The organism is Neobacillus bataviensis (assembly GCF_019969725.1).
On the sequence record NZ_JAHXYW010000019.1, the window covers coordinates 38,426 to 65,258 of the forward strand.

General features: G+C 38.7%; 25 protein-coding genes. 24 read left to right on the forward strand and 1 reads right to left on the reverse strand.

Annotated features, from left to right (window positions below; genetic code table 11):
* Positions 1-5 precede the first annotated feature (5 nt).
* Positions 6-476, reverse strand: a complete 471-nt coding sequence (locus tag LC455_RS28135) for an N-acetyltransferase (protein ID WP_223595985.1) — start codon at positions 474-476, stop codon at positions 6-8.
* Positions 477-710: 234 nt separating this feature from the next.
* Here LC455_RS28135 and LC455_RS28140 point away from each other — a divergent pair, with 234 nt between their 5' ends.
* From LC455_RS28140 to ftsZ, 24 genes are all read left to right on the forward strand, one after another.
* On the forward strand, positions 711-2,048 hold the full coding sequence (locus tag LC455_RS28140; protein ID WP_223595987.1) for an acetyl-CoA carboxylase biotin carboxylase subunit: 1,338 nt from the start codon (positions 711-713) through the stop codon (positions 2,046-2,048).
* Between the two features lie 13 nt (positions 2,049-2,061).
* Positions 2,062-2,274 (forward strand): acetyl-CoA carboxylase biotin carboxyl carrier protein subunit, encoded by a 213-nt coding sequence (locus LC455_RS28145; RefSeq protein ID WP_223595989.1) that lies wholly within the window; start codon positions 2,062-2,064, stop codon positions 2,272-2,274.
* A gap of 20 nt (positions 2,275-2,294) precedes the next feature.
* A complete protein-coding gene (locus LC455_RS28150; RefSeq protein ID WP_223595991.1) occupies positions 2,295-3,836 on the forward strand; it encodes an acyl-CoA carboxylase subunit beta in 1,542 nt (513 codons plus the stop codon).
* A 300-nt stretch (positions 3,837-4,136) separates the two neighbouring features.
* The gene (locus tag LC455_RS28155) at positions 4,137-5,036 is read left to right on the forward strand and encodes a 2-dehydropantoate 2-reductase (RefSeq protein WP_223595993.1); all 900 of its coding nucleotides are present in this window, start codon (positions 4,137-4,139) and stop codon (positions 5,034-5,036) included.
* Position 5,037: 1 nt separating this feature from the next.
* Positions 5,038-5,433, forward strand: a complete 396-nt coding sequence (locus LC455_RS28160; RefSeq protein WP_223595995.1) for a DUF3397 domain-containing protein — start codon at positions 5,038-5,040, stop codon at positions 5,431-5,433.
* A gap of 88 nt (positions 5,434-5,521) precedes the next feature.
* Positions 5,522-7,156 carry a bacillithiol biosynthesis cysteine-adding enzyme BshC gene (gene bshC, locus LC455_RS28165; protein WP_223595997.1) on the forward strand — a complete coding sequence of 545 codons (1,635 nt, stop codon included), beginning with the start codon at positions 5,522-5,524 and terminating at the stop codon, positions 7,154-7,156.
* A gap of 154 nt (positions 7,157-7,310) precedes the next feature.
* Positions 7,311-7,742, forward strand: a complete 432-nt coding sequence (mraZ, locus tag LC455_RS28170; protein ID WP_223595999.1) for a division/cell wall cluster transcriptional repressor MraZ — start codon at positions 7,311-7,313, stop codon at positions 7,740-7,742.
* A 65-nt stretch (positions 7,743-7,807) separates the two neighbouring features.
* A complete protein-coding gene (gene rsmH, locus LC455_RS28175; RefSeq protein WP_223596001.1) occupies positions 7,808-8,740 on the forward strand; it encodes a 16S rRNA (cytosine(1402)-N(4))-methyltransferase RsmH in 933 nt (310 codons plus the stop codon).
* Positions 8,741-8,775: 35 nt separating this feature from the next.
* Entirely contained in the window at positions 8,776-9,141 is a 366-nt protein-coding gene (ftsL, locus tag LC455_RS28180) for a cell division protein FtsL (protein WP_223596003.1), read from the forward strand.
* The gene (locus LC455_RS28185; protein ID WP_223596005.1) at positions 9,138-11,378 is read left to right on the forward strand and encodes a penicillin-binding protein; all 2,241 of its coding nucleotides are present in this window, start codon (positions 9,138-9,140) and stop codon (positions 11,376-11,378) included. The genes ftsL and LC455_RS28185 overlap by 4 nt, the downstream gene beginning before the upstream one ends.
* A gap of 119 nt (positions 11,379-11,497) precedes the next feature.
* Entirely contained in the window at positions 11,498-13,420 is a 1,923-nt protein-coding gene (locus LC455_RS28190) for a stage V sporulation protein D (protein ID WP_223596006.1), read from the forward strand.
* A 185-nt stretch (positions 13,421-13,605) separates the two neighbouring features.
* Entirely contained in the window at positions 13,606-15,072 is a 1,467-nt protein-coding gene (locus LC455_RS28195; protein WP_223596007.1) for a UDP-N-acetylmuramoyl-L-alanyl-D-glutamate--2,6-diaminopimelate ligase, read from the forward strand.
* 2 nt (positions 15,073-15,074) lie between these two features.
* Complete coding sequence (locus tag LC455_RS28200) at positions 15,075-15,524, forward strand: hypothetical protein (protein ID WP_223596008.1); 450 nt, start codon at positions 15,075-15,077, stop codon at positions 15,522-15,524.
* Between the two features lies 1 nt (position 15,525).
* Positions 15,526-16,500: a phospho-N-acetylmuramoyl-pentapeptide-transferase gene (gene mraY / locus LC455_RS28205; RefSeq protein ID WP_223596010.1), complete on the forward strand. Its 975-nt coding sequence runs from the start codon at positions 15,526-15,528 to the stop codon at positions 16,498-16,500.
* Positions 16,501-17,853, forward strand: coding sequence for a UDP-N-acetylmuramoyl-L-alanine--D-glutamate ligase (gene murD / locus LC455_RS28210; RefSeq protein ID WP_223596012.1), 1,353 nt, complete (start codon positions 16,501-16,503; stop codon positions 17,851-17,853).
* 66 nt (positions 17,854-17,919) lie between these two features.
* Complete coding sequence (gene spoVE / locus LC455_RS28215; protein ID WP_223596014.1) at positions 17,920-19,020, forward strand: stage V sporulation protein E; 1,101 nt, start codon at positions 17,920-17,922, stop codon at positions 19,018-19,020.
* A 134-nt stretch (positions 19,021-19,154) separates the two neighbouring features.
* On the forward strand, positions 19,155-20,258 hold the full coding sequence (gene murG / locus LC455_RS28220) for an undecaprenyldiphospho-muramoylpentapeptide beta-N-acetylglucosaminyltransferase (protein ID WP_223596016.1): 1,104 nt from the start codon (positions 19,155-19,157) through the stop codon (positions 20,256-20,258).
* Positions 20,259-20,319: 61 nt separating this feature from the next.
* Positions 20,320-21,228 (forward strand): UDP-N-acetylmuramate dehydrogenase, encoded by a 909-nt coding sequence (gene murB / locus LC455_RS28225; RefSeq protein ID WP_223596018.1) that lies wholly within the window; start codon positions 20,320-20,322, stop codon positions 21,226-21,228.
* 233 nt (positions 21,229-21,461) lie between these two features.
* The gene (locus LC455_RS28230) at positions 21,462-22,235 is read left to right on the forward strand and encodes a cell division protein FtsQ/DivIB (protein ID WP_223596020.1); all 774 of its coding nucleotides are present in this window, start codon (positions 21,462-21,464) and stop codon (positions 22,233-22,235) included.
* A gap of 1 nt (position 22,236) precedes the next feature.
* Positions 22,237-22,938 (forward strand): DUF881 domain-containing protein, encoded by a 702-nt coding sequence (locus LC455_RS28235; RefSeq protein WP_223596035.1) that lies wholly within the window; start codon positions 22,237-22,239, stop codon positions 22,936-22,938.
* A gap of 51 nt (positions 22,939-22,989) precedes the next feature.
* Positions 22,990-23,721, forward strand: a complete 732-nt coding sequence (locus tag LC455_RS28240) for a DUF881 domain-containing protein (protein ID WP_223596022.1) — start codon at positions 22,990-22,992, stop codon at positions 23,719-23,721.
* The gene (locus tag LC455_RS28245) at positions 23,721-24,083 is read left to right on the forward strand and encodes a small basic family protein (RefSeq protein WP_223596025.1); all 363 of its coding nucleotides are present in this window, start codon (positions 23,721-23,723) and stop codon (positions 24,081-24,083) included. The genes LC455_RS28240 and LC455_RS28245 overlap by 1 nt, the downstream gene beginning before the upstream one ends.
* Before the next feature lie 118 nt (positions 24,084-24,201).
* Complete coding sequence (gene ftsA, locus LC455_RS28250) at positions 24,202-25,497, forward strand: cell division protein FtsA (RefSeq protein WP_223596026.1); 1,296 nt, start codon at positions 24,202-24,204, stop codon at positions 25,495-25,497.
* 42 nt (positions 25,498-25,539) lie between these two features.
* Positions 25,540-26,679, forward strand: a complete 1,140-nt coding sequence (gene ftsZ, locus LC455_RS28255; RefSeq protein WP_223596028.1) for a cell division protein FtsZ — start codon at positions 25,540-25,542, stop codon at positions 26,677-26,679.
* The last annotated feature ends 154 nt before the right edge of the window (positions 26,680-26,833 follow it).

A 26,833-nucleotide genomic window follows, 5' to 3' on the forward strand; every position in this document is an offset into this window, starting at 1 on the left:
TTTTATTAATGTTGTGCTTCAACGCCTTCCGGGTACCATACTAATGGATTTTCTCCACGGTCACGTTCCATATCGTATTCTACATTTTTGAAGTTCATTTTTTCCCAAAATCCGCTTGATTTTACTCTTGGATTCGTTTTAATTGGTAAACCGAAGCTTTTGGCAAACTCAACTAAAAGTTTTCCATAGCCTTTACTTTGATAATCAGGTAAGACCTCAAGCTTCCATAATTCTAAATAATTCTGCGGAGGATAGAAATAGCGGTCAAATTTAGCATCAATTTGATATAAGCTCATTCGGGCTACTAGTTTGTCCCCATAATATATACCGTAAAATGGTGAGTCACTATCATTATCAACCATATTCGCTTCAAGATCTTCAAACATGGATAACTCTTGAATTCCATACTCTTTAAATTTTTTAAACTCTTCTAGCGTTTTAAAATTAACTTTTAGTCTTTCCACTTTTGCTGCCATTGTCGTACCTCCTAAAATGATACCTTCTATTTTCGTATACCTTCAATATAAGCTGAATACAAAAAGGTAATAATTTTTGCATTATTCAAATGAGTTATTTTCATTATATAACAAAAATCAAAAAATTTCTTCTAGGAAACACAAGAAACCGTTTTCATAATTTGCAGGAAAATCAGAGAATGATGTAGAAATTTATAAACTGGAGGAAGAATAGGGTATGAAAGGGGAAAAAATGTGCGAAAAATATTAATTGCTAATAGGGGAGAAATTGCACTTCGCATTATTAAAACCTGCCATGAGATGGGCATTGAAACGATAGCAATCTATTCCGATGCCGATAAAGAAATGCCTTTCGTAAAAGCAGCCACTAAAGCAGTATGCGTTGGAGAACCACCTGTTAACAAATCCTATTTACAGGCTGATAAAATATTAGAAATCGCGAAAAGTGAAAAAGTAGATGCGATCCATCCTGGTTATGGTTTTTTGTCTGAAAATGCCAAATTTGCAGAACAGGCAATTAATGAAGGAATTATTTTTATTGGACCTAAGTCAAAGACAATTGAATTAATGGGGGATAAAATTGTTTCCCGTCAAACGATGGAGAAGGCAGGTGTTCCTGTCGTCCCTGGAAGCAGTTTTGGTCTTAAGACGGTTGAGGAAGCATGTAAACTGGCTGATGAAATTGGCTACCCTGTTATGCTTAAAGCGAGCGGCGGCGGCGGTGGAATAGGCATGGTGATGTGTGAAAATGAGCAAGCGCTCATTAGGTCCTATGATTCGACAAAATCAAGGGCTATGGCCTATTTTGGCTCAGAAGAAGTATTTATCGAAAAATATATTGCAGAGAGCCGGCATGTCGAGGTACAGGTATTTGGCGACCAAGCTGGGAACATTGTTCATCTTTTTGAAAGGGATTGTTCGATTCAAAGAAGGCACCAAAAGGTTGTCGAGGAGTCACCATCGCCATTCCTTTCAGTCGAGGTGCGTAATAGAATGTTTGAAACCGCAGTAAAAGCTGCTCGTGCTGTAGACTATGTTAATGCAGGTACGATTGAATTCATTGTTGATGAGAAGGAAAATTTCTACTTTCTTGAAATGAATACCCGTCTGCAGGTCGAGCATCCTGTTACCGAAATGATTACAGGACTTGATTTAGTTAAATGGCAAATTCTTGTCGCAAGAGGTGAGACTTTGCCGCTAATGCAAAATGAGATTAACTCGTCCGGAAATGCGATTGAATTCCGTCTGTATGCTGAAGACCCTGTACGCTTTTTACCTTCGCCAGGGAAAATCACCACTTTAAACTGGAATCAGACAGAAAGCGTAAGGATTGATTCCGGATATGAAGAAGGCGGGACGGTAACCCCATTTTACGATCCAATGATTGCAAAATGTATTTTCCATGGAGAAACCCGTCAAGGAGCATTAGCTTCAGCAGAAAACTTTTTTAAAAACGTACAAATTGAAGGGATTAAAACAAATGCCCCTTTATTTTTAAATATCCTCGCAAATGAAGATTTTCAAAATGGGTCTTATACTACAGATTTTTTAACAAAAAAATTAGTCAAATAAGGAGTGTTAGAGTATGAAAAAAATCACAGCATCAATGGCAGGTACAGTATTAAATGTTTTTGTCTCTGCAGGAGATCAAGTTAATACCGGCCAGGAGGTATTAATGCTTGAATCGATGAAAATGGAAATCCCAATTGAGAGCGAATCAGCTGGTACTGTTCAGGAATTAAAGGTAAATATCGGTGACTTTGTCAATGAAGGCGACGTTCTAATCGTCCTAGAATAGGGTTCTAAGGGGGAGCAAAAATGGCAACAACGAATACGTTAAATGAGCAATTAAATGAAAATCGTAAAAAAATTGAAGCTGGCGGCCATCCAAAATATCATGAGAAAGCCAAAGAGCAAAAAAAGCTTTTTGCCCGTGACCGCTTGGCTTTATTGTTTGATGACGGAAAGTATGAAGAAGATGGAAAGTTTGCTAATTTTAAAGCAGGAGATCTTCCGGCAGACGGTGTTGTTACTGCAATCGGAAAAATACATGGACAGACTGTTTGTGTTATGGCCAATGATTCTACCATCAAGGCAGGTTCCTGGGGAGCGCGTACAGTAGAAAAAATTATTCGGATTCAAGAAACAGCTGAAAAATTGAAGGTTCCACTATTCTATCTTGTCGATTCCGCTGGAGCGAGAATCACTGATCAATTAGAAATGTTCCCGAACCGCCGCGGCGCTGGAAGGATTTTTTATAATCAAGTCAAACTCTCTGGAATGATTCCTCAGGTTTGTATTTTGTTTGGTCCATCTGCTGCGGGTGGAGCGTATATTCCAGCCTTTTGCGATATCGTCATAATGGTCGATCAAAATGCTTCTATGTACCTTGGTTCACCTAGGATGGCGGAAAAGGTTATTGGGGAAAAGGTTACACTGGAGGAAATGGGCGGAGCCCGGATGCACTGTTCTGTAAGCGGCTGCGGTGATGTCCTCGCTTATAGCGAAGAAGAAGCGATTGAATCTGCCAAGAAATACATCAGCTATTTCCCGGCAAGTTTCAAAGAAAAAACAAAATTGATAAATGGAATAGAAGCAAAGGAAGGCCGTGAACTTGAAGCGATTATTCCGGAAAACCAAAATGCCCCGTTTGATATGTACGAGTGTATTGATAGACTAGTTGATAATGCTAGTTTTTATGAAATTAAAAAGTTATTTGCACCCGAGCTAATAACTGGATTAGCTAGAATCGATGGAAGAGCTGTTGGGATTATTGCCAATCAGCCTAAGGTTAAGGGCGGCGTTCTATTTGTCGATTCTGCGGATAAAGCGGCAAAATTCATCCAGCTTTGCGATGCTTTTCATATTCCGCTTTTGTTTCTGGCAGATGTGCCTGGATTTATGATTGGCACAAAAGTAGAACGTGCAGGTATTATCCGCCATGGCGCTAAATTGATTGCTGCAATGAGCTCTGCCACTGTTCCAAAAATCTCAGTCATTGTTCGTAAGGCTTACGGTGCAGGTCTTTATGCGATGGCGGGCCCGGCGTTTGAACCAGATTGCTGTATCGCTTTGCCGACAGCTCAAATTGCTGTCATGGGGCCTGAAGCTGCCGTTAACGCTGTTTACTCCAATAAAATAAATGAAATTTCAGATCCGAAAGAAAGAATCGCTTACGTCCAAGAGAAACACAAAGAATATAAAGAACATATTGATATTTATAAACTAGCTTCCGAATTGATAGTCGATGAAATTGTTGCGCCGTCAGAATTAAGAAACGTTCTGATTCAACGCTTTGCCTACTATGAAACTAAAGAATTAACCTTTAGTGTACGCAAGCATCCGGTATACCCAGTATAAAAAGTAAACCCCTTTTCTATTAATGTCGAAAAGGGGTTTATTTTTTTTAGGTTGTGTAAAAGGACATTTTTGTTTTTATAGCTCTGTTGATTGGAGCGGAAGGCGCGAGACTCCTGCGGGAGTACAGGACAGGGGAGAGCCCGCAGGCGCGTCAGCGCCGAGGAGGCTCCCCGAACCGCCCGCGCCTGGAGCGCAAATCAACAGCCAAGTTAATATATCCAATTTTTTTGAAAATGCTACTAACAGACTTTCATAAGTATCTGATAAAATTGGATAAAGAAGATAAAAAGAGGGATTCTTATGAAAATTGGAATTATCGGTGCGGGATCAATTGGATTGTTATTTGCTGCTTCCTTAAACAAAAGTTTTGAGGTCAAAATTTACACAAGAACGCCCGAGCAAGCAGTTGAGATAAATAAATTTGGCATTGAGGTTCAAAAAGGATTTGAACGGGAGGAATCTTTCGTACAAGCATTTCCTATTACTGAATGGAGCGGATTAGAGGACTTTACCATTATTACTGTGAAACAATATCAGCTTCCAGAGCTTATCTTGAATGTTAACCAATTACCTGAAACTCCGAAAAGCCTTTTATTCCTACAAAATGGGATGGGTCATTTAAAACTGCTTGATCAAGTTCGTGCACATAATATTTTTGTCGGCTCTATTGAGCATGGGGCCTTACGAGATAATTCAAATACTGTCACACAAAATGGTGAAGGTGTAACAAATGTTGCTGTATATAAAGGGAATTCAGAACTATTACGTTTATTAATAAAGACTGCCCCGGAGGATTTTCCTTTAGTCATGAAGGAAAATTACTACGAAATGCTCTTAAAAAAATTAATTGTAAACGCGGTGGTCAATCCATTAACAGCCATCTTGCGAGTCAAAAACGGAGAATTAATTCAAAATCATTTTTTTAATAAGGCTTTGAAAAACCTTTTTAACGAAATCTCTTTTATTTTGAATATTGAAAAACAAGAACCCTATTTTGAACAAATCATTAACATTTGTAAGATCACCGCTAATAATCGTTCTTCGATGTTAAAAGACATAGAAGCCGGCAGGCCGACAGAAATTGATGCAATTTTAGGGTATCTATTAGAGGAAGCAAATAGACAAAATAAAAAGGCCCCACAAATAGAAAATTTATATTATTTGATTAAAGGCAAAGAATTGGAAAAAGGAGAGTGTTAATTTGAGCAGCATCATTTCAACAATATTAACCCTTTTCATTACTCTGCCGTTTTTAGGTTTATTGGTTATTTTTTTTATTTTTAAATTGGTGACAAAAAACACCCGTAAATCAGTACATAAAGCGTTAGATTATACAACTGTTTTATTCATCTTTTCAGTCCACTTTTTAATCTTAACAATTTGGGAGAAATCTCTGTTTTGGTTAATAATACTGATAATGATAATTATTGCCATGATGTTTGTTCTAGTCCATTGGAAGGTAAAGGAAGAAATTATCATTAAAAAAGTAATGAAGGGTTTTTGGCGCTTTAATTTTATTTTATTTTTTTTAGTTTATATCAGCTTAACATTATATGGATTAATTCATCGCGCCTTGACTTTTACTTTTTCTACCTAAAGATGGAGCAAATATTTTTTTTTATTGGGGTAGGTAGTGGTATACTCGTTAAAGAATGAATTTGGATGATCAGAAAGGGAGTACATAAATGGAGATTTTAAATCTCTCTTTACCAGCAACCAATCGCTTTGCTTCAAATTATTTGGAACAATCTGCTGAAATTCAGCCATTTTTCCATTATCGCTATAATGAACCAAGCGAAGATGAGAGAAGGGTAGAAGAATTAAGGAACAGGTCGTTTCCCCGCCATCTGGTTGCTGCTCATATTGAGAGCTTTATGGAGCGTTTTCCATCTTCAAATGCGGTTAAAAGCTCTATTGAAAAGCTGAAGCAGAATGAAAGCGTAGTGGTTATTGGAGGCCAGCAAGCCGGTATCCTTACAGGACCGCTCTATTCAATACATAAAGTCATTTCCATCATCAAATTGGCGGAGCAAAAGGAAAGGCAGCTTGGCATTCCTGTTATTCCTGTATTTTGGATTGCTGGAGAGGACCATGACTTCCAAGAAGTAAACCATGTGAATGTTCAAGTTAACCAAAAAGTGGATAAATGGACCTACCCAGAAAAAGTTATTCAAAAGAAAATGGTGTCTGATATTCAATTAAACAGGGATACTTGTCTTAAATGGGTTAAAAATTTAATTGAGAACTTCGGTGAAACGGATCATAGTAATGATTTGTTGGCCTTTGCGGAAGAAAAAATTAGGAAGTCAACAACTTTTGTCGATTTCTTTGCTCAAATTATCATGGAATTGTTTAAGGATTTCGGCCTGCTCATTGTCGATTCCGGTGATAAGGATTTTCGCATGCTGCAGAAAGAATTTTTTAAAAATCAAATCGTTCATCATGACTCGATCAATTTCTCTTTACTGGAACAGCAAAGAGAAATTGGAAAAAAGGGCTATCCGATTACCATTGAAGCTGGTGAAGATAACGCCAATCTGTTTTTCTATGATCAAAAGTTAATGGAACGGATTTTGCTTGAATTTGATCGTGCACGAGACCAGTTTGTGGGGAAAAGTGGCGGTATTTCTTTCTCAAGAGAAGAATTATTGGTGATTGCTGCTCAAAATCCTGAAAAATTAAGCAATAACGTGGTGACGAGGCCCCTGATGCAAGAATGGCTTTTTCCAACCCTTGCATTCATTGCAGGCCCTGGTGAAATTTCTTATTGGGCAGAATTGAAGCTCGTTTTCGAGCACTTTAATATTAAATTGCCGCCAATTGTACCACGATTAAATTTAACCTTTTTAGATCGTTCAGTTGAAACTGATTTAGCGGATTTAAAGTTAAATTTAATGGACATATTACAGCGTGGAACGGTTCTTGAAAGAGATCATTTTCTAACTTCCATTAAAGACAAAGAAATAGATGAATTGTTTTTACAAACAAAGGAGCAGCTGAGAATTCAATATCAGTTAATTGAAGCGAAAACAGGTGAGCTGGATCGCGGCCTTCTCCCGCTTCTAAAGAAAAATGAAAATTACTTATTAAAAGAAATTGGTTTTATGCAATCTAGACTCGAAGATGCCATTAAATTAAAGCATGAAGTTAAATTAAGTAAATTTACTCGTGTTGATCTTGCTTTAAGGCCAGATGGCCATCCGCAAGAACGAGTTTGGAATGTCTTTTATTATTTAAATCGGTATGGTATGAACTTTATTAATGACCTCATGACAGGCTATTTTGTATTTGACGGCACCCATAAGGTTATTAAACTTTAGAAGAACCTCACTCATATGTGGGGTTTTTCTTTTTTTGTGAAAAATTACTTGGATTAAAAAGGGATTTCATGATTTTAGGACGAATAGTTAAAAAATAGGTGGTGGAAAGTGGGGGAATGTGGTACATTTTTAATAGAAAGTGGGGGTAATGGGTATGTTCATGGGTGAATACCATCACAGCATTGATAATAAAGGCCGCATGATCGTGCCCTCCAAATTCCGAGATGAACTAGGTGAAATGTTTATCATCACAAGAGGTTTGGACCAATGCTTGTTTGGATACCCGTTATCAGAGTGGGAGCTGATTGAAGAAAAGCTGAAAGGGTTGCCACTTACAAAAAAAGATGCCCGAGCTTTTACTAGATTCTTCTTTTCTGGAGCAACCGAGAGTGAACTGGATAAACAAGGAAGAATCAATATCCCTGCACCACTATTGCAATATGCAAAGCTGGAAAAAGAATGTGTGATTTTGGGTGTTTCCAATCGAATTGAAATTTGGAGCAAGCAGATTTGGGAAGATTATTTTGCAGAATCAGAAGAATCTTTTGCGGAAATTGCAGAAAATATGATTGGCTTTGATATATAATGGATAAGTTATATTAATATATTTTCTGTCCAGATTATCGTTTGATTGGAAAAGGTGGTACGTATATGTTTAAACATACAACTGTGTTATTAGAAGAAGCTGTTGACGGCTTAAACATTAAGCCAAATGGTATTTATGTTGATTGTACTCTAGGCGGAGCAGGCCATAGCTCTCTTATTCTTTCAAGACTTGAAGCAGGAGGCAGGCTGTTTGCATTTGACCAGGACGAAACAGCGATAGCAAATGCAAAAGAGAAGCTGTCCCAATACGGAGAACAATTAATCATTATTAAAAGCAATTTCTTGTATTTACAAGAAGAACTTGAAAATCGAGGAATCACTAAAGTAGATGGAGTCCTTTACGATTTAGGAGTGTCCTCCCCACAGCTGGATACACCGGAAAGAGGCTTTAGCTACCACCATGATGCTCCGTTGGATATGAGGATGGACAATGAATCTGATGTGTCAGCTTATGATATCGTAAATCATTGGTCATATGAAGATTTGGTTCGCATCTTTTTTAGATATGGAGAAGAAAAATTCTCAAAGCAAATTGCGCGGAAAATCGAAGCAGCCCGAATGGTAAAACCAATTGAAACAACTGCAGAGTTGGTTGAACTGATTAAAGATGCAATCCCTGCACCTGCCAGAAGGAAGGGCGGTCATCCTGCCAAGCGGATTTTTCAAGCAATTAGAATTGCAGTTAATGATGAATTGGCTGTCTTTGAGAAATCACTTAACCAAGCGATAGAATTGTTAAACCCTGAAGGGAGAATTAGTGTCATTACTTTTCACTCCCTAGAGGACAGGATTTGCAAGGCTGCCTTTAAAAAGGCAAGTGAAACACCTGATTTACCTCCAGGCTTACCAATTATTCCAGATGAGTACAAGCCTATTTTAAAGCTGGTTACTCGAAAACCGACTCTTCCATCAGATGAAGAATTAGAACAAAATAATCGTGCGCGATCTGCAAAGCTTCGAATTGCAGAGAAACTATAGGGAAACTTACAAAAAAATAATCCGGAGGGGAAAGAATGAGTAATCTTGCCAGGAATTTTGAGCAGCAACAGCAGCAGCGTGTCGAAAAAACAGTACAAGACAGGAGTCAAATAAAAATAAAAAAATCCTGGCTCACTCCAGGGGAAAAAATTATTGGGGTGGCTTTTGCAGGATTAGTGTGTTTTGGGGCCATCCACCTTATTTCAAACCAAGCTAAAATTTACGATATCAATAAGGATATTCAAAAGGTTGAAACGAAAGTAGAAGAACAGCAAAAGGTAAACCGAGATCTACAGGACCAAGTCAGTGAATTAAGTTCATACGAACGGATTTTTGAAAAGGCTAAGAAAATGGGTCTTTTAATAAATGAAAATGACGTCAAGGTTGTGCAGAATAAATGAACAAGAAACAGCCATATATGAATTTAGGAGCAGCCTGTTTGTTTGCACTCTTCGGCCTGCTCTTTTTTGTATTATTATTCAGGTATTTTTCGATTCAAATTACCGGAGAAGTGGATGGTCAAGCTCTCGCCGCAAAGGCGGAGCAAAAATATAGCCGCAATGGAATCTTACAAGCAACAAGGGGAACCATATTTGACCGCAATGGTGAGGTTGTTGCCGAAGATACGACTGCTTATAAATTGATTGCCATTCTTGATAAAAAAATGACAACGAATCCAAAAGAACCGAAACATGTACAAGATCTTAATAAAACTGCAGAAGAATTGGCTAAATACATTGACTTGGATAAATCAGATATATATCAAATTTTAGCGGATGGAAAAAAAAAGAAACGGTTTCAGGTGGAGTTTGGCCGTTACGGAAAAGATATTTCACATGAAACAAAGAAAAAAATTGAAGCCTTAAAGCTTCCGGGAATTACCTTTACCCGTGATTCGAAACGATTTTATCCTAATGGAGTATTTGCTTCACATCTAGTTGGATATGCTGACCGGATTGAACAGAAGGATGGGTCGTATAAATCGATTGGGAAAATGGGGATTGAAAAAGAATATAACAAGAATTTAACCGGGGAAAATGGCGAAATCAATTATGAAAGCGATTTGTGGGGGTATATCCTTCCGGATGGGAAAGAAAAAATCAAAGCAGCACAAGATGGAAATGATATTTATTTGACCATCGATCAAAAGATACAAACCTTTTTAGAAGATGCGATGAATAAAGCAGATAAAGATTATAAACCAAAAAAAATTATTGCAATTGTCGCTGATCCGAAAACTGGAGAAATTTTAGCGATGGGTCAACGGCCATCGTTCCATCCAAAAACAAAAGAAGGTATTGAGGATGGATGGCATAATGAAGCTGTTGAAACTTCCTTTGAACCTGGATCCACGATGAAAATTTTTACACTTGCTGCTGCTGTTCAGGAAAATGTTTTTAATCCAAATGAGCAATATAAGTCTGGTTCTTATCAGGTAACCAACAAAGATAAGGCTATCCACGACCATAATGGATCGGGGTGGGGTACAATCACATATCTTGAAGGCGTTCAGCGTTCATCAAACGTTGCCTTTGCAAAAATAGCAAAGGAAAAATTGGGTTTTGAAAAGTTTAGAGAATATTTAACGAAATTTGGCTTCGATAAACCAACAGGAATTGAATTGCCGGATGAAACTTCCGGGAAAATTCAATACACTTATCCAATAGAAAAGATTACGACGGCATATGGTCAGGGGACAGCAATTACACCGATTCAACAAATTCAAGCAGCTACAGCAATCGCCAATGACGGGAAAATGATGAAGCCGCACGTAGTCGAAAAAATTGTCAATCATGATACGGGAGAAGTAATTAAAAAGGAATCTCCGGAAGTGGTGTCAACCCCAATTTCTGCAGAAACAGCAAAAAAGGTTCGCGACATTCTGGAAACGGTTGTATCATCACCTAAAGGCACAGGAGTTCGCTATAAAATAGATGGGTACGATGTTGCCGGGAAAACAGGGACTGCCAATATCCCTGGTCCGGATGGGAAATATTTGAAGGGTGCAGACAATTATATGTTTTCATTTTTAGGAATGGCACCAAAGGATGACCCAAAGCTTATTGTGTATGTGGCTGTTCAGCAGCCGGATCTTGATGGAACCGGTCAAGGGGCTTTGCCAGTATCCGAGATTTTTAACCCAGTCATGAAAAATAGTCTGCATTATTTAAATATCCAACCCTCCACAGTTGAAAAAACAACTGTCAATAAAATTACAAGCTTAAAGGGTCAGACAGTTGATGAAGCGGTAAAAACGCTTAAATCACAAGGGTTAGAGCCCGTTGTTATAGGCAATGGCAAAGAAGTCGTTAATCAAATGCCAAAAGCAGGAACCACTGTTTTAGAAGGTGAGAAAATCATTATTCAAACGGATGGGGAGTCTCTGGCACCGGATATGCTGGGCTGGTCCTTAAGAGATGTAATGAAAATAGCCAACATAGCTGGGTTGAAATTAAATTCAAAGGGCAAAGGTTATGTCGACCAGCAGAATATAAAGCCAAAAACGCCATTAAAAAAAGGCGATTTCCTTATTGTGGATTTAAAAACACCAGAAGAACAATGGGACGCTGAGAATAACGCTAAAAAAGATGAGCAAGGAACAAAAGAGGAAAAACCGGAAGAGAAGATAAAGGATTAGTTTTAAATCCCGCTGAATAAAGCGGGATTTTTACTGGTGAAATCAAGTCTGTTTAGCGGTCTAATCATATAAGTACAAGCATATAAATGAACGATAAGAAAAGGAGGATCGTTCATACTATGCGTGTGTCAAATGTAACTGTTCGAAAACGACTAATGATTGCCCTATTCATTGGGATTCTAACCTTCTTAATTATTGATGTCCGGCTTGGATATGTTCAATTTTTTCTAGGCGATACGTTGACTGACCGAGCAAAAGGGTCCTGGAGCAGGAATATCCCATTTGAACCCGAACGGGGCCAAATAGTAGACCGCAATGGGGTACCACTTGCAACCAATATTAGTGCACCAACCGTTTATGTGATTCCTAGACAAATCAAAGATCCGGCAGCAACGGCAGAAAAGCTTGCTACGGTGTTGAATATGTCAAAAGAAAAGGCCTATCGGGATATAACCAAAAAAGCCTCGTCAGTCCGGATTAAAGAAGGAAGAAAAATCTCTCATGATAAGGCAAAGGAAATCAGAGCTTTAGGTCTTGAAGGTGTATATATTGGTGAAGATTCCAAACGTTATTATCCATATGGCAGCTATCTTTCTCATGTTTTAGGTTTTACTGGAGTGGACAACCAGGGATTAATGGGTTTAGAACAATATTATGATAAAGAGCTAAGCGGCGAACGTGGTGCAGTAAAATTTTACGCCAATGCTAAAGGTGAACGAATGAATAGCATGGCGGATGATTATGAGCACCCTGTTAACGGTTTAGATTTAAAGCTGACAATTGATTCAAAAATCCAAACCATAATGGAACGGGAATTAGATAATGCCGAGGCCAAATATAATCCGGATGGCATTATAGCGATTGCCATGAACCCAAATAATGGTGAAATCCTGGGGATGTCAAGCAGACCAACATTTGACCCTGCTAATTTCCAGAATGTTCCGCAAGAAGTCTATAATCGTAATCTGCCTGTTTGGTCAACCTATGAGCCTGGTTCTACCTTTAAAATTATTACCTTGGCTGCAGCATTAAATGAAGGTAAAGTAAATTTAGAAAAAGAACATTTTCATGATTCCGGCTCAGTCCAAATTGCTGGAGCTAGATTAAAATGCTGGAAAAGGGGCGGCCATGGCAGCCAATCTTTTTTAGAGGTTGTACAAAACTCTTGTAACCCTGGATTTGTGGAACTAGGGGAGCGGTTAGGAAAAGAAAAGCTTTTTAAATATGTTAAGGATTTTGGCTTCGGGCAAAAAACAGGGATTGATTTGCAGGGAGAAGGAACAGGGATTTTATTTAACTTAGACCGTGTAGGTCCTGTGGAACAAGCGACCACTGCTTTTGGACAGGGGGTATCGGTTACTCCGATTCAACAAGTTACGGCAGTGTCAGCGGCAATTAATGGCGGCATTTTATACAAGCCTTTTATTGCAAAGGAGTTAATTGATCCTGTTACCAAAGAGGTTGTAATGAGGAATTCTCCTGTTGAAAAAAGACGGGTCATTTCTGAAAACACTTCAAAAGAAATTCGCCATGCCCTTGAGAGTGTTGTCGCACAAGGAACAGGCGGCAGGGCATTTGTAGATGGATATCGTGTCGGGGGAAAAACAGGTACAGCCCAAAAAGCGCAAAACGGAAGATACTTAGAAAATAACTTTATCGTTTCGTTTATTGGTTTTGCCCCAGCTGATGACCCGCAGATTGTGGTGTATGTAGCAGTAGATAACCCAAAAGGAGTTACAGCCTTTGGTGGAACCGTTAGTGCGCCAATTGTGGGAAATATAATGAAAGATGGATTGACTGCCTTAGGAGTGCCTCCTCGAAAAGATCAAATAGAGAAAAAAATTAAATGGCCGGATACCCCATTAATAAAGCTGCCTGACTTTGTTGGATTATCTAAATTGGAACTCCAAGAACAGTTCATTAATTTAAAAATTGATGCCAGTGGTGAGGGGGATGTAGTTGTCAGACAGTCTCCTGCACCAGGTACAAAGGTAAAAGAAGGGTCAAAAATTAGACTTTACTTTGGTAAGGAAGAAGAATAGAAGAATGATAACCAACTAATGGGCGGCCGGAAAATTTTCCGCCGCCTAATTTTTCTTTACGCTTTAATTACTAAATAGCAAAATAAAATGTTTTAATGTAAAATAAGATGGAACTTTCGTCAGCAGAATAAAGGAACTTTATGCTGGCAAAATTGTATGCAGGGGCATGAGAGGATTTGAGATCAATGAAGTTACACAAGCTGCTTGAGAATTTGCACTTATTAACTCCTTATGAGGGAGAAAACCCGGATATTTTTTCAATTGAAAATGATAATCGTAAGGTGCAAAACGGGAGCTTATTTATTTGTATTAAAGGCTACACCGTGGACGGACATGATTTTGCGGATTCCGCAGTAGAAAAGGGAGCCGTGGCCATACTTGCAGAGCGTCCATTACCATTAAAGGTTCCCGTAATCATAGTTCAGGATACAACAAGAGCAATGGCAGTACTTGCTGATGCCTTTTACGGCCAGCCAACAAAAAAACTGCATTTAATTGGAATTACAGGAACGAATGGAAAAACAACAACAAGTCATTTAATTGAAAAAATATTTTCAGACCAAAAGAAGAAAACAGGCCTAATTGGAACAATGTATACTAAAATTGCTGATAAGGTCATGGAGACAAAAAATACCACTCCAGAAAGTTTAACACTGCAAAAGACGTTTCAGCATATGGTTGATGAAGGCGTCGAAGCAGCAGTAATGGAGGTTTCTTCCCATGCACTTGATTTAGGGAGGGTACATGGCTGTGACTATAATGTGGCGGTATTCACCAATTTAACACAAGACCATTTAGATTATCATAAAACAATGGAAGAATATCAGCGCTCAAAAAGCTTATTGTTTGCTCAACTTGGCAATACATATGAATACAGTAAGCCCAAATTTGCAGTCTTGAACGCAGATGACCCGGCTTCAGATATGTTTAGAAGGTCTACGGCGGCTCATGTTATTACATATGGAATTGAGGAAAAAGCCGATTTCCAGGCAACAAACATTCAGATGACATCTGCTGGTACAAATTTTGAACTCGTAATAGGAAAGAGCAAATATTCGATTAACATGCAGTTAATCGGTAAATTCAGTGTTTATAATGTTTTGGCGAGCATTGCAGCAGCTTACGTATCAAGAATACCATTAGCTGATATTATAAAGTCAATTGAAAATGTAGAAGGCGTTTCCGGAAGATTTGAACTGGTCAATGCCGGGCAGGATTTTACGGTCATTGTTGACTATGCCCACACACCAGACAGCCTTGAAAATGTATTGAAAACAATTAAGCACTTTGCGAAGAAAAGGATTTTCGTAATCGTAGGCTGTGGAGGAGACAGAGATCGGACAAAGCGCCCTTTAATGGCTGAGATTGCGTGTAAATTGGCAACGGATCCAATTTTTACTTCAGATAATCCAAGGAGCGAAGATCCGCTAGCTATCTTAAAAGATATGGAAGCAGGGGTTAAGTATCCCCAATACGTCTATACCATCATTCCTGATCGAAAAGAGGCAATAAAAAGTGCGATACAGCAGGCAGATGATGGTGATGTGGTCTTAATTGCCGGGAAGGGCCATGAAACCTATCAAATCATTGGAACACAAGTTTATGATTTTGATGACCGGCTAGTGGCACTTGATGCAATTAAGGGGAGATAAGTATGTTTCTAGCTTTATCAGACTTGTCCGTTCTGTTTAAAGATCATCTGGGCGTACAAGATGAACTTTTGTTTTATACGGTTACTGACCAAGCGAATGTCATACAGCCAAAAGGCCTGTTCGTTTCGGTAAATGAGGGAACTGAAGATCTTGCGGAGGCAATGGCAAATGGCGCCATTGCAGCTATTTGGGAGCGTGGTAAAAAACTGCCCCATTATACGCCGAATCAGTTTCCGGTATTCTTTACTTCTGATAGCGTTGAAGCAATAAAAAAACTATTACAACACTATCTTGAAAAATTAAATGGAGAAATAGAAGAGACAATGGAGATAACTAACTTTAAATTTTCAAATAAAGAACTTCTTAATAAAAATAGAGAAACATATGATATTGCTGTGATGCTAAAAAAGTTAACGAAACAACATGTTATTGATTCTGAAGGGAGGGAGTAAAATGCTGGAGCAAGTTATTTTTTTCACAATCATTATGGGCTTTCTCGTTACCGTATTGCTTTCTCCAATATTTATTCCCTTCTTAAGAAGGTTGAAATTTGGACAAAGCATTCGGGAAGAAGGTCCTAAATCGCACCAAAAGAAAACCGGAACGCCGACAATGGGCGGAATTATGATTTTATTTTCTGTTGTCATCACAACAATCGTCATGACTGGGAAATTTTCAGAACCAACCGTAAAAACCTATTTGCTTTTGCTTGTAACCCTTGGATTTGGATTACTAGGCTTTTTAGACGATTTTATCAAAGTCGCGTTGAAACGAAATTTAGGATTAACCTCTAAACAAAAGCTTTTAGGTCAAATTATTATATCTGTCATTTTTTATTTAGTTTATAAACAAAATGGTTTTTCTACTGAAGTAAATATCCCATTTACAGACGCTTCCTTTGATTTAGGGTGGTTTTTCATCTTTTTCATTATATTTTGGCTTGTCGGATTCTCCAATGCTGTCAACCTTACAGATGGACTCGATGGCTTGGTGTCAGGAACGGCAGCCATTGCATTTGGGGCTTTTGCTGTCCTTGCATGGAGTCAATCTCAAATGGAAATAGCGATTTTTTCTGTGGCTGTTGTGGGTGCTGTTTTAGGATTCCTCGTTTTCAATGCCCATCCAGCAAAGGTTTTTATGGGAGATACAGGTTCGCTTGCTCTTGGAGGTGCGATTGCTACCATTGCGATTCTGACAAAGCTAGAATTATTGCTTATTATTATTGGCGGAGTATTTGTGATTGAAACTTTATCAGTTATACTGCAAGTAGCTTCCTTTAAAACAACGGGAAAAAGAATTTTCCGTATGAGTCCGCTGCATCATCATTATGAACTGGTGGGGTGGTCTGAGTGGAGAGTTGTTGTAACGTTTTGGAGTGTTGGATTAATACTTGCTATCCTTGGAATCTATATAGAGGTGTGGTTGTAATTGAAGCAGATTGAAAAGTATCGTCATAAAAAAATTCTTGTTCTCGGCTTAGCCAAAAGCGGTGTAACAGCTGCTGCATTACTACATAAGCTTGGAGCATTTGTAACAGTTAATGATAAAAAACCATTATCTGAAAATCCTGAAGCCCAAGGCCTTCTAGAACAGGGGATTAAAGTGATTTGCGGCGATCATCCTGTGGAACTTCTTGATGAGGGTTTTGAGTTGATTGTAAAAAATCCAGGGATTCCTTATAACAACCCGATGATTGAAGGGGCAGTTAATATGGGAATTCCGGTTATTACAGAGGTTGAGCTTGCCTATGAAATCTCGGAAGCTCCCTATATCGGAATTACCGGTACAAATGGTAAAACAACGACGACAACACTTGTTTATGAGATGTTGAATGAAGGCAGCAAAAAGCCATTAATTGCCGGTAATATTGGAACCGTTGCGTCAGGCGTTGCCGAAAAGGCAACGAAGGATAACACAATCGTGATCGAGTTATCTTCCTTTCAGTTAATGGGAATAGAAACTTTTAATCCTAAAATCGCGATTATTACCAATCTTTATGATGCTCACTTGGATTATCATGGGACTAGAGAGGAATATAAAGCAGCGAAGGCGAATATTACGAAAAACCAAACTGAACTGGAATATTTGATTATTAATGCAGATCAGGATGAAACCTTTGAAATTGCCCGTCAGTCTAAGGCAAAAATCATTCCTTTTTCCACGCAGAAGGAATTGGCTGAAGGTGCCTTTATCCGTGACGGATGGATTTACTTTAATGATGAAAAAGTAATGGCAATTGATCAAATTGCATTACCTGGAGTACACAATTTAGAAAATATTTTATGTGCTATGGCTGCTGCAAAACTTTCTGGTGTGGAAAACAAAGCGATTCAGGAAGTACTCCGGACCTTTACCGGGGTAAGGCATCGCTTACAATATGTTAAGGAAGTTGACGGCAGAAAATTTTATAACGACTCAAAAGCTACCAATATTTTAGCAACTATTAATGCTTTGGCTGCCTTTGAAGCCCCAATTGTTTTACTTGCAGGCGGGCTCGATCGCGGCAACGAGTTTGATGAACTAAAGCCGTATCTAAACAATGTAAAAGCATTAATTACCTTCGGGCAAACAGCAGAGAAGCTTGAGCGGGTTGGTCGTGAAGCAGGAATAAAAGTAATCAAGCATGTCGATAATGTGGCTAAAGCCGTGCCTGAAGCATTTAGTTTATCAAATTCAGGTGATGTCATCCTATTATCTCCTGCTTGTGCCAGCTGGGATCAATACAAAACTTTTGAAGTCAGGGGAGACATTTTTATCGAAGCGGTGCATAAGCTTAAGTAAGGGCTTGTCTTACTAGTGTCCTCACTCACTACTAAGCCCTAAAACTTGCAGTTGAGGTGTTTAGTGGTGCCGACAAAGAAAACGACTCCTGATTTTATTCTAATGATTGTTACATTTACGCTGCTGGCAATTGGGCTTATCATGGTATACAGCGCTAGTGCTATTTGGGCGGAGTATAAATTCAATGATTCCTTTTTCTTTGCCAAAAGGCAGACCCTGTTTGCAGGGGTAGGGATTGCTGCCATGTTTTTTATCATGAACATAAACTATTGGACATGGAGAACATGGGCGAAAACGATTTTAATTGTTTGTTTTGTATTGTTAATTTTGGTTTTGATTCCGGGAATCGGAAATGTACGTAATGGTTCGCGAAGCTGGATAGGAGTTGGCGCATTTTCCATCCAGCCCTCTGAATTTATGAAACTTGCGATGATTGCCTTTTTAGCCAAGTATTTGTCTGAACGGCAGAAATTAATTACATCCTTTAAGAAGGGGCTTGTACCCTCATTAGGACTTGCCTTTGTCGCCTTTGCTATGATTATGCTGCAGCCTGACCTGGGCACTGGAACAGTAATGATGGGTACTTGCGTGGTGATGATTTTTATTGCAGGTGCCAGAGTAAGCCATTTTGTCTTTTTGGGACTATTAGGAGTGGCAGGGTTTGTTGGTTTGATTGCATCCGCGCCGTATCGTATTAAAAGGATTACTTCCTTCTTAGATCCTTGGTCCGACCCACTGGGAAGCGGATTTCAAATCATCCAATCACTTTATGCCATAGGTCCTGGAGGTTTATTTGGACTCGGACTTGGTGAAAGCAGGCAAAAGTTTTTTTACTTACCTGAACCGCAAACAGATTTTATCTTTGCGATTCTTTCTGAGGAATTAGGCTTTATTGGCGGCTCGTTTATCTTGCTATTATTTGCACTTCTTTTATGGAGAGGAATTCGTATCGCTTTAGGGGCACCTGATTTATATGGCAGCTTTCTTGCAGTGGGGATTATCGCAATGGTCGCCATTCAAGTCATGATCAATATCGGGGTTGTGACAGGGCTGATGCCAGTTACAGGTATTACCTTGCCATTTTTAAGCTATGGAGGATCCTCGCTTACTTTGATGCTAATGGCGATAGGTGTTCTCTTAAATATTAGCCGCTATTCTAGATATTAAAGGATACCCTGTGGTGGCAGGGTTCTTTTTATTTTACAATTAGATAACATTCTTTTGTCATTTGCTTTCTTTATACGCTTTTTATAGTAAGATAGGAATGCATTCAGGTTTTAAATCGTTAATGAGGTGGAAAAATGAAAATAGTAGTAAGTGGCGGGGGAACTGGCGGACATATCTATCCTGCACTCGCCCTCATTAGAGAAATCCAAAAAGAAAACAAACAAGCTGAGTTTTTATACATAGGCACCAGTAATGGTTTGGAAAGTAAAATTGTTCCGAGAGAAAATATTGCTTTTAAATCCATCCATATTACGGGTTTTAAAAGGAAGCTCTCCTTTGAAAATGTGAAAACCGTTATTCGATTTCTTAAAGGCGTTCAGGACAGTAAAAAAATTTTAAAAGAGTTTAAACCGGACATTGTCATTGGGACTGGCGGGTATGTGTGTGGACCTGTCGTTTATGCAGCTTCTAAGCTGCGTATTCCAACGATCATTCACGAACAAAATAGTGTCCCTGGACTTACAAATAAATTTTTAAGCCGCTATGTAAACAAAGTAGCCATTTGCTTTGATGAAGCAAAAGAATTTTTTCCAAAGGAAAAGGTCGTTTTTACGGGGAATCCCCGCGCTTCTGAGGTAATTGGCAAGGATGGAATTAAAGGGAGGCTTTCAGCAGGCATGAGTACTACCAAGCCAGCAGTACTCATTTTTGGCGGAAGCCGCGGTGCGCGCCCAATTAATGAAGCTGTTATCAAGTCTTTATCGGACTTTGCTGAAAAACCATACCAGATTCTATATGTTACTGGAGATGTTCATTTTGAAGATGTTCAAAAAGAAGTGGAGTTAGTTGGGAATCCCCAAAATGTTGTCATAAAGCCATTTATTCATAATATGCCAGAAGTTTTGGCAGGTATTGATTTAGTTGTCTCAAGGGCTGGTGCAACATCTTTAGCGGAAATTACTTCACTGGGCATTCCAAGCATCCTTATTCCGAGCCCATATGTGACAAATAACCATCAAGAAAAAAATGCCCGTGCTTTAAGTGATCATGGAGCAGCACAGCTTTTATTAGAAAAAGAGTTAAACAGCAAAAGTTTAATTGGACATATTGATCGAATTCTTTTAAATAGCGAAAATCTTAAGGAAATGAAATTAAAAGCTAAAAAAATGGGTGTTCCCGACTCCGCTAGCAGGCTGTATCAGGTTATGGGCCAGCTAGTTAAGGGTGTACAAAAGTAGCCCGTATTCATTTTTTGCATAGACTAAAATATACGTATGTTTGGAAAGTTAGGTGGTAAATTTGGACGGTATCGTAGCGGAATTGCAAGCTTCAAAAATCGGAAAGGTGAAGGAAAATGAACCTCTTGCCCATCACACAACAATTAAGATTGGCGGTCCTGCCGATATTTTTATAGAGCCAACATCTGTAGCAAACTTAAAGAAAGTTATGGATATCATTAAGAAGCATCAGGTAAATTGGCGAGCCATAGGAAGAGGATCGAATCTTTTGGTTTCTGATAAAGGGATTGAAGGGGCCATAATAAAACTCGGTTCAGGCATTGATCATCTTAATATAAATGGTTCGGAAATCACAGTAGGGGGCGGCCATTCCCTTGTTAGTTTATCAACGCTTATTAGTAAAAAAGGGCTATCAGGCCTTGAATTCGCCAGTGGTATCCCAGGGTCAATGGGCGGTGCTGTTTATATGAATGCAGGGGCACATGGATCAGATATTAGTAATATCTTAACGAAAGCTCATATTTTGTTTGAAGATGGAACAATGGAATGGCTGTCAAATGAAGAAATGGAATTCTCCTATAGGACCTCTGTCTTGCAGAAAAAGCGTCCCGGAATCGTTGTTGAGGCTGTTTTTCAGCTAGATGAAGGTGAAAAGGGAAATATTGTAGCGCAGATGCAAAAAAATAAGGATTATCGAAAAGAAACGCAGCCTTGGAATTACCCATGTGCAGGAAGTATTTTTCGAAACCCATTGCCTAATTATGCAGGAAAACTAGTAGAAGTAGCCGGTTTAAAAGGCTTCAGTATTGGCGGAGCAAAAATCTCTGAAATGCATGGGAATTTTATCATCAACGCTGGAAATGCAACGGCAGGGGATGTGCTTGCTTTAATCCAGCATGTGAAGGATACCATCTATAACCTTTATGAAGTTAGAATGGAAACAGAAGTTGAGATAATTGGAAGGAAATAGAATTTAATTGCTAAATTTATCCTTACTTTTATGGTAATAATTTTCTTACGAATGACAAATATTGTGGTATAATTACTGATAATATTATAGGTGCGAACTCTCTAGGTAAACGAATGACGGCATGATTTTTCGTGCCGTTGTTTCTCTTTTCAAGCTATTATTTAAAGAGTTAATGGACAAGCTTATTTGTTGTTATTTTAGGGCAGCTGGCTTTTATGTTGGGGGAATTGTGAATGGAAAATGGTAAAATCGTTGCTCTTGAGGATCGTATTCCAAAACTGAAAGAACAAAGAAGACGTAAAGCAAACAGACGGCTTGTGCTTTTGCTTATTTTGTTTTTCATGATGATCGTTGCGGTAGCCTATACACAATCACCACTTAGTCATGTTAAGACGATTACACTTAAAGGTAATGAGATCTATTCTAAAGATGAAATCATCCATAAAAGCGGCCTTTCAAATAATACGAATATTTGGAAAGTTAGAAAGGATGCTGTCGTTTCAAAAGTGGAGGAACTCCCTGAAATTAATAAGGCTGTTGTAAAGCGAAAGTGGCCCAACACGATTATAATCCAAGTTGTAGAGCATAAGAGAATCGCATATTTAAAAAAGGATACGTCCTACTTACCAGTAATGGAGAATGGAAAGATACTTAAAGAAAGAAAAACGGAAATGGTTCCAGTAAATTCTCCGACTCTTTTCGATTTTAAAGAAGGGGCAGCTCTGAACGAAATGGTAAAAGAGCTAAAAAAGCTTCCAATTGAAATAACAAACTCCATTTCTGAAATTCATTACACTCCTAAAAAAACAGATCGGTACCACGTTTCCTTATTTATGAATGATGGCTTCGAGGTTAGTGCCACATTAAAAAGCTTTTCAGAAAAGATGGTCCATTATCCTTCTATTATTGGCCAATTAGATCCGAATAAAAAAGGAATTATCGATTTAGAAGTAGGGTCTTATTTTAGGGCTTTTGAATCGGAAGTGGAGGAAAAGAAAGTTGAATAGGATGAAGGTGAAGGGGAAACACGTTATTCTGTCTTTTGTCTGCCTTGTTTTAGGATTTATGCTTGCTTTCTCCTATCATTTGACGCAAATCGAAAAACAAAAAGAAAATCCCAATCTATCAGGAAAGCAATATGAAAAAACACTTACACTAAGAAATCAATTGATTGCCCAAGAGGAGACCAACCGAAAACTGCAAAAGGAATTAAATCAAAAGCAGGATAAAGTACAAAAAAATGAAAAGAATCTCGCAAAAGAGGCCCAGGTGTTTCAAAATTTAGCTGAAGATGCAGAAAAATACAGGATGTATCTTGGTAAGGTAAAAGTAAAAGGCAGCGGGGTAAAGGTTACCCTTACCGATGGGGCTTACGACCCAAAAGAAGATAATATTAATAATTATCTTGTCCATGAGCATCATGTATTTAAAGTAGTCAATGAACTTTATATATCGGGCGCAGATGCAGTTGCGATAAATGGGCAAAGACTTACAAGTCATTCTTATATTGTCTGTAATGGCCCGGTCATAACAGTCGATGGAATTCAGCATCCTGCACCATTTATCATTACAGCTATCGGCGACCCAGAAGTGCTCTCGTCTTCATTAAATTTAACCGGCGGGGTAAAAGATCAGTTGGTTAATGATAATATTATTTTTTCTTTGGAGAAAGAAAGTGACATTACGCTCAATCCAATTTTAGGAAGCTAATTTAACAGGATTTTGCTGTCCACGAAAAACAAAGAAGGCAAGGTGAAAAAAGTGGACAAACAAAAATTAAATATTAGTTTTACCTTGGTAGCAGCGGTTGTGGGTTTTATGATTGCGATTCAATTTCAAACCGTGAAAAAACCTGAAGAACGGGATACTAGAGACATTTGGCAGCTCCGGGAAGCCCTGCTGCAAGAAAAAGAGCTGCAGTCTAATTTATTGACTGAAATTCGTTCTAATGAAGAAAAGCTATCAGCTTATGAATCTAAGAGAAAGCAAAGCAAGGAACAGGCCTTAAGGGATACATTTCAGGAATTAAAGATCGAGGCTGGTTTAACCGAGGTAACAGGCCCAGGAATTACGTTAGAAATTGAACCTGTAGTTGAAGATATTCAATTAGGAGACCCAGTTACAAGGGTTGTTTCCCCAGAATTATTGAAGAGATTGTTGAACGAATTAAATATGTATGAAGCGAAATATGTATCCATTGACGGTCAACGAATTATTAATACAACCGTTATCAGGGATATCAATAATGAAACAAAAATTGATGGCCATTCTATTAAAAGTTTACCAATAGAGGTGAAGGTGGCTGTTGCTGATTCAACTACGGCTGAAAAATTATATAATCGGATGAAAGTATCAAAAGCAAGGGATGAATTTTTTACTGAAGGCTTGAGGCTGAATATCTCGGCGCCTATTCCGAATATTAAGGTGCCAGCCTATGATAATCCAATTCGTATTCGGTTTTTGGAACCGATTAAAGAAGGGGTCGGTACCTAATGTGGCTTCCGTTTATGGGACTTGTCATTGGAATCATTCTTGGTTTATTGACTGAGATCCGAATTCCAGAAGAATATTCAAATTATTTGTCGATTGCTGTCTTAGCGGCATTCGACACGTTATTTGGTGGAATTCGCGCATACTTGCAAAATATTTATGATGAAAAGGTGTTTGTATCAGGCTTCTTTTTTAATATTTTACTTGCAGCAAGTTTAGCTTTTCTCGGTGTTCATCTTGGTGTAGACTTGTATTTAGCAGCAGTTTTTGCGTTTGGGGTCAGATTGTTTCAGAATATTGCTGTAATTCGTCGAATATTATTGACGAAATGGTCAACAAACAAAGAAAAATTAGAAAAAAGTTGAAAATTTTTAAAGGGAATCATTTAATTGTGACGAATATTTTTATAAGATATGACTTGGAAATTAATTGAACAAGAAAATTGTTGTTCTATTTTAGGAAAAATAAAGGAGGTGCCAGAGAATGAACAGCAATGAAATATATGTTAGCCTTGACATCGGTACATCCAGTGTAAAAGTAATCATTGGTGAAATGGTTCATGATTCAGGAAAAGGCTCGTTAAATATTATAGGTGTCGGAAATGTAAAATCTGAAGGGCTGCGTAAAGGTTCGATTGTCGATATGGATGATACGGTTCATTCTATTAAGCGGGCAATTGAACAGGCGGAAAGAATGGTAGGAATGGAAATCAGGGAAGTGGTCGTTGGAATTCCAGGGCACCATGTTATGCTTCAGCCTTGTCACGGTATTGTAGCTGTTTCTGGCCAAAATAGAGAAATTACAAATGAAGATGTTATTCGTGTCATTGAAGCTTCCCATGTCGGATCAATTCCTCCAGAGAGAGGAAATATGGGAGTAATCCAAAGGCAATTTATCTTAGATGGTAAAGATGAAATAAATGACCCGCGCGGCATGATTGGTGTCCGTTTGGAGATGGATGGAACGCTGATTACTGGTTCAAATTCTGTTTTGGCCAATACCATTCGCTGTGTCGAGCGCGCTGGTCTTAGTTTTTCTGATATTATCCTGCAGCCGCTGGCAGCTGGTGAATATGCTTTATCCAAGGATGAAAAAAACCTTGGTGTCGCTTTGATTGACCTCGGAGGCGGTTCCACTAACATCTCTGTTTTTCAAGATGGTTTTATAACTGCAACTGGTGTCATTTCAGTTGGCGGTGACCATATCACAAAGGATCTGTCTGTCGGACTCCGAACTTCTACTGAGGACGCTGAAAAAATAAAGATGAAGCATGGACATGCCTTCTTTGATGAGGCATCAGAAGATGTAGTGTTCAGTGTTCCGATTATCGGCAGTGATCAGCACCAACAATTTAACCAGTTGGAAATTTCTGATATTATTGAAGCAAGAATGGAAGAAATTTTTGAATTGGCTGCCCATGAATTAAAGAGAATGGGCGTCACCAGTCTGCCGGGAGGCTTTGTTTTAACGGGCGGCGGTGCCAATATGCAAGGAGTTTTAGAGCTTGCACAAGATATGTTTCAAAATCCAGTTCGAATTGCAGTACCAGATTACATTGGTGTAAGAGAACCTCAATATACAGCAGCGGTTGGCTTAATAAAATATGCCTATAAGAATGCTAGATTACCAGGTGGCACGATCAGCTCTTCATCATCAGTTTCTGAGCCAATCGAAAAGAGAGTACCAAAACAACATCAACCAAAAGCAAAAGTAGAAAAACATCCGGAAGAAAAGATGTCATCAAAAGTAAAAAAATTCCTTGGTTACTTTTTCGAATAGGCATAATCGAAAAGGAATATCGACGAATTAGGAGGATTTGTCATGTTAGAATTTGATACAAATTTAGATTCTCTTGCAACCATAAAAGTAATCGGAGTTGGCGGCGGGGGTAACAACGCCGTAAACAGAATGATTGAACATGGCGTACAAGGTGTAGAATTTATCGCAGTAAATACTGACGCACAAGCATTGAATCTTTCAAAAGCTGAAGTGAAAATGCAGATTGGTGCAAAGCTGACCAGAGGTCTTGGAGCGGGTGCGAACCCAGAGGTTGGAAAGAAGGCCGCAGAGGAAAGCAAGGAGCAAATCGAGGAAGCATTGCGCGGAGCGGATATGGTTTTCGTTACAGCAGGTATGGGCGGCGGAACCGGTACAGGTGCAGCACCAGTTATTGCTCAGATTGCCCGCGACCTTGGTGCTCTAACCGTTGGTGTAGTTACCCGTCCATTTACTTTTGAAGGTAAAAAACGTTCAAATCAAGCTTCAGGCGGAATTGGATCAATGAAAGAGGCAGTCGATACTTTGATTGTTATTCCAAATGACCGGCTTCTTGAAATTGTTGATAAGAGCACTCCGATGCTTGAGGCGTTCCGTGAAGCAGACAATGTCCTTCGTCAAGGGGTTCAAGGTATTTCCGATTTAATTGCAACACCTGGTCTTATTAACCTTGATTTTGCTGATGTAAAAACGATTATGTCAAATAAAGGCTCAGCGTTAATGGGTATTGGTGTAGCTTCCGGTGAGAGCCGTGCTACTGAAGCAGCGAAGAAAGCCATTAATTCACCTTTATTAGAAACATCAATCGATGGAGCACAAGGCGTTTTAATGAACATTACTGGCGGGACGAACTTAAGTCTTTACGAAGTTCAAGAAGCAGCTGATATCGTTGCAACGGCAACGGATCAGGAAGTAAACATGATTTTCGGTTCGGTTATCAACGAAAATTTAAAAGATGAAATTATCGTTACCGTTATTGCAACTGGCTTTAATGAAGAAGTCATTCAGCCAAAGGTAACCCGTCCTACTTTTGGACAGAATAATAAAGCTCCAGTAAATCCGATTAAGAGAGAACAGCCAAAGCGCGAAGAAGTTCATCAAGAACCAGTTCGCAATAACAATTCTTCTCAAGAAGAAACACTTGATATTCCTACATTCCTTCGTAATCGTAACAGAAGACGATAATTTTAAAAAAAGGCATAGCCCATAAAATAAACTGTACCCGATAGAGTAGACACTAAAAAAAGGTCTGCCCTATCGGGTACTTTTATGTATAATGAATAAAAAATGTGGGAATCGGAGAATAATTTTATGTCAAAAAAACTCTTCAACGATAAAG

What these genes read in the sequence shown, in the direction of transcription:
- LC455_RS28135 (WP_223595985.1), bottom strand. Translation starts at nt 476, where the DNA reads ATGGCAGCAAAAGTGGAAAGACTAAAAGTTAATTTTAAAACGCTAGAA.
- LC455_RS28145 (WP_223595989.1), top strand. Translation starts at nt 2,062, where the DNA reads ATGAAAAAAATCACAGCATCAATGGCAGGTACAGTATTAAATGTTTTT.
- LC455_RS28150 (WP_223595991.1), top strand. Translation starts at nt 2,295, where the DNA reads ATGGCAACAACGAATACGTTAAATGAGCAATTAAATGAAAATCGTAAA.
- LC455_RS28155 (WP_223595993.1), top strand. Translation starts at nt 4,137, where the DNA reads ATGAAAATTGGAATTATCGGTGCGGGATCAATTGGATTGTTATTTGCT.
- bshC (WP_223595997.1), top strand. Translation starts at nt 5,522, where the DNA reads ATGGAGATTTTAAATCTCTCTTTACCAGCAACCAATCGCTTTGCTTCA.
- mraZ (WP_223595999.1), top strand. Translation starts at nt 7,311, where the DNA reads ATGTTCATGGGTGAATACCATCACAGCATTGATAATAAAGGCCGCATG.
- rsmH (WP_223596001.1), top strand. Translation starts at nt 7,808, where the DNA reads ATGTTTAAACATACAACTGTGTTATTAGAAGAAGCTGTTGACGGCTTA.
- ftsL (WP_223596003.1), top strand. Translation starts at nt 8,776, where the DNA reads ATGAGTAATCTTGCCAGGAATTTTGAGCAGCAACAGCAGCAGCGTGTC.
- LC455_RS28185 (WP_223596005.1), top strand. Translation starts at nt 9,138, where the DNA reads ATGAACAAGAAACAGCCATATATGAATTTAGGAGCAGCCTGTTTGTTT.
- LC455_RS28190 (WP_223596006.1), top strand. Translation starts at nt 11,498, where the DNA reads ATGCGTGTGTCAAATGTAACTGTTCGAAAACGACTAATGATTGCCCTA.
- LC455_RS28195 (WP_223596007.1), top strand. Translation starts at nt 13,606, where the DNA reads ATGAAGTTACACAAGCTGCTTGAGAATTTGCACTTATTAACTCCTTAT.
- LC455_RS28200 (WP_223596008.1), top strand. Translation starts at nt 15,075, where the DNA reads ATGTTTCTAGCTTTATCAGACTTGTCCGTTCTGTTTAAAGATCATCTG.
- mraY (WP_223596010.1), top strand. Translation starts at nt 15,526, where the DNA reads ATGCTGGAGCAAGTTATTTTTTTCACAATCATTATGGGCTTTCTCGTT.
- murG (WP_223596016.1), top strand. Translation starts at nt 19,155, where the DNA reads ATGAAAATAGTAGTAAGTGGCGGGGGAACTGGCGGACATATCTATCCT.
- LC455_RS28230 (WP_223596020.1), top strand. Translation starts at nt 21,462, where the DNA reads ATGGAAAATGGTAAAATCGTTGCTCTTGAGGATCGTATTCCAAAACTG.
- LC455_RS28235 (WP_223596035.1), top strand. Translation starts at nt 22,237, where the DNA reads ATGAAGGTGAAGGGGAAACACGTTATTCTGTCTTTTGTCTGCCTTGTT.
- LC455_RS28245 (WP_223596025.1), top strand. Translation starts at nt 23,721, where the DNA reads ATGTGGCTTCCGTTTATGGGACTTGTCATTGGAATCATTCTTGGTTTA.
- ftsA (WP_223596026.1), top strand. Translation starts at nt 24,202, where the DNA reads ATGAACAGCAATGAAATATATGTTAGCCTTGACATCGGTACATCCAGT.
- ftsZ (WP_223596028.1), top strand. Translation starts at nt 25,540, where the DNA reads ATGTTAGAATTTGATACAAATTTAGATTCTCTTGCAACCATAAAAGTA.